Below are 3,214 nucleotides of genomic sequence, written 5' to 3' on the forward strand. Positions count from 1 at the left end.
GTAAATTCCTTCCTGGCGGGTAAATTTTCTCGCTAGAAAAGTGCTCAAACATAAGACATTTGGCGAGAAACTCATGTGCCAGAATTATAACAAAGCGCCCCTGCGTAGCTGCTGAGACGCCTCTTCATACCACTCGGCATCGTTTGCTTACAACAGAAAAGTGGACATCTGCCCTTTTGTTTCGGTGAACGGTAACCGCTCGCCGATAAGCGTTGTTCCTCATCGGTCGAAGGTTTGGTTAACGGTATGTTAGCGTTCACATTGTTTACGTGCGCAAATATCGGATATTTGTAAACCGCATTTCTCGCCAGCCTAAAATTCATGAAAGTCTGCTCAACCTTTCACGGTTTCGTTCTAGATTTACGTAAAAAAGTGCTTGAAAATGTACTTCGCGAGTGTTCGTCGTTTTGTTGTGGAGAGGACCCAATTGTGGCTGCAACAAAGCAGCGAGCTTTCGCAAAAACGTTTATAAGCCTCGTCAGTGTCACGTGTATGACGTGCTCCTCCACGAGGTAGGTAGTGTTTCAACTGCAGAAACACAGATTTTAGGAGGGTTTTATGAAGGGTTATGCAATGCTCAAGATCGGCGAGTCCGGCTGGATTGAGAAGGAGACACCAAAGTGTGGTCCTCTTGACGCAATCTGCAAGCCACTTGCGGTCGCAATTTGTACATCTGACATTCACACTCTGTGGGAGGGCGCAATCGGCGACCGCCACAACATGATTCTTGGTCATGAGTGCTCCGCAGAGGTTGTCGAGGTCGGCGAGTGCGTCAAGGACTTCAAGCCTGGCGACCGCGTCCTCGTTCCTGCAATTACTCCAGACTGGAACTCCCTTGAGGCTCAGGCTGGCTACTCCATGCACTCCGGTGGCATGCTTGCTGGCTGGAAGTTCTCCAACTTCAAGGACGGCGTCTTCTCCGAGTACTTCCACGTAAACGACGCTGACGGCAACCTCGCTCACATGCCAGAGGGCATGGATCCAGCAGACGCCTGCATCCTTTCCGACATGGTTCCAACTGGCTTCCACGCAGTTGAGCTGGCTGGCGTTGAGTTCGGCGACACTGTCCTGGTCATCGGCATTGGACCTGTCGGTCTTATGTCCGTTGCTGGTGCTGCACTTCACGGTGCTTCTCGCATCATTGCTGTTGGTACCCGTCCAGTCTGTGTTGAGGCAGCTAAGGGCTACGGCGCAACCGACTTCATCTCCTACAAGGACGGCCCAATCTGGGAGCAGGTCATGGAGCTCACCGGCGGCAAGGGCGTTGACCGCGTCTGCGTCGACGGCGGCGGCTGCGAGACCTTCGAGGACGCTGTCAAGGCACTCAAGCCTGGCGGAAAGATTGGTAACGTCAACTACCTCGGTTCCGGCGACTACGTCAACATTCCTCGCGTCGAGTGGGGCGTTGGTATGGGCCACAAGGACATCCGTGGCGGCCTTATGCCTGGCGGCCGTCTGCGCATGGAGAAGCTCTCCAGCCTGGTCACTTCTGGCCGTCTTGACCTTCACCCAGAGGTTACCCATCTCTACCACGGCTGGGATCACCTCGAGGAGGCTCTCTTCACCATGCGTGATAAGCCAGCTGACCTCATCAAGCCAGTTGTTGTTATCGACTAGGTAATCAACTAGGTCGCGTGATTTAGTACGTTTAAGCTGGCGAGAAGTTCGGTTTTCTCGCCAGCTTTTTGCGTTGGTGGGCGCCAACGGAGTTTAGGAAGCGGTTGTATTCATGAAAATCCTTGTTGTATCAGGCTTTCTTGGAGCTGGTAAAACCACCTTCATTCAGGAGCTCGTGCGCCGGACTGGGCGTGATTTTGCTATCTACGAGAATGAATATGGCCAGGCAGACATCGATGCGCGTCGCCTGAGACAGGACTCCGACCTCAAGGTTTGGGAGTCCACCGAGAACTGCATTTGCTGTTCGGGCAAGCAGGATTTTGCGACGTCGGTGCTGACTATTTCAAACACCATCGACCCCGAGTATTTAATTGTTGAACCAACTGGCGTGGCTAAGCTGCAGAGCATTCTTGATAACGTGAATCAGGTTGCCTGGGAGCGCATCAGTTTGCTGGCGCCAGTTACCGTGGTCGACGCCGTTTCGTGGCAGAATCAGCGCACCGATTTCCCAGAGATTTTTGACAATCAACTGAGCGCCGCTTCGAGTGTGGTGATTTCCAAGCTTGCTCCAGGTAGCGAGGATGCTGCTGAGCCCATTAAGCAGCTTGCAGCAGAGATGAATCCGCAGGCAGAGATTATCGCGGAGTCTTCATATGCTGATATTCCTGATGAGTGGTGGAATGGTCTTCTGACTCGCGCGCTTGACGGTTCTGTTCTTAAAGATGCAGCTGGTGATGAGGACGAAGGTCCTGACTTGGAGACTATGGCGCTGACTCACGCTGAGCTTCCAAGTCCAACGCACTTGATTTGGCTTTTGGACGCAGCGTCGGCTGGCGTTTTTGGAAAGCTTGCGCGCGCAAAAGGTACGTTGCCGTGCGGTAATCAGTGGGTCAAGTTTGACCTGGTAGAGCGCGCATGGGCGATTACGGGTGACGAACCTCAGGAAGAGTCCAGGTGCGTGTTTATTGGCCGCAACCTGCTGCGTCATGGACTTCGCGAGGCGTTTGTGCCGGCATTCTGGCATGAGCAGTCGGACTTGGCTGACGAGCACGATCATTCGCATTGCGACCACGAGCATGGTCACTGCGTGCATGAGCACTGCGACCACGAGCACGGGCACTGCGAGCATGAGCACGCAGGTCACGAGCACCACGCGCACGGCGAGCACCACGAGCACCACGCGCACGGCGAGCACCACGAGCACCACGCGCACGAGCACGACCACGAGGGACACGAGCATCACGCGCACGACCACGGCGAGCACATGCACGGCCACGGCGAGCATGCGCATAAAACTTGCAACTAAAAAGAGCCTCTGATTGAACTGCCTCCCATTTCTTGGACACGAGAAATGGGAGGCAGTTCAAAACACACCTAAGTCGGATAATCTGTCAAAAAGACGTATACATGACGCTGAAAATAGCTAAAGCATGCAGATTATCTTCATTAGGTGTGTAATATGCCCCAATCTGAGCAGATTATCCGACTTAGGTGTGTTCCTTAGGTGCGGAATTTACCTATAGTTAAATCTTTTATATGACGCTATTCATTTTCTAGCATATTAGATGAAGTTTATGCATAGAGATGCATATCAGGT

Annotated in this window: 2 protein-coding genes; both read left to right on the forward strand. The window is 53.0% G+C overall.

Annotated elements, in window-relative coordinates; genetic code table 11:
* Positions 1 to 558: 558 nt before the first annotated feature.
* Positions 559 to 1,617 carry an NAD(P)-dependent alcohol dehydrogenase gene (locus RWJ43_RS06515; protein ID WP_035428696.1) on the forward strand — a complete coding sequence of 353 codons (1,059 nt, stop codon included), beginning with the start codon at positions 559 to 561 and terminating at the stop codon, positions 1,615 to 1,617.
* A 112-nt stretch (positions 1,618 to 1,729) separates the two neighbouring features.
* On the forward strand, positions 1,730 to 2,923 hold the full coding sequence (locus RWJ43_RS06520; protein ID WP_314009107.1) for a GTP-binding protein: 1,194 nt from the start codon (positions 1,730 to 1,732) through the stop codon (positions 2,921 to 2,923).
* Positions 2,924 to 3,214 lie beyond the last annotated feature (291 nt).

This window comes from Lancefieldella parvula, from assembly GCF_963530955.1.
GTDB classification, from domain to species: domain Bacteria; phylum Actinomycetota; class Coriobacteriia; order Coriobacteriales; family Atopobiaceae; genus Lancefieldella; species Lancefieldella parvula_A.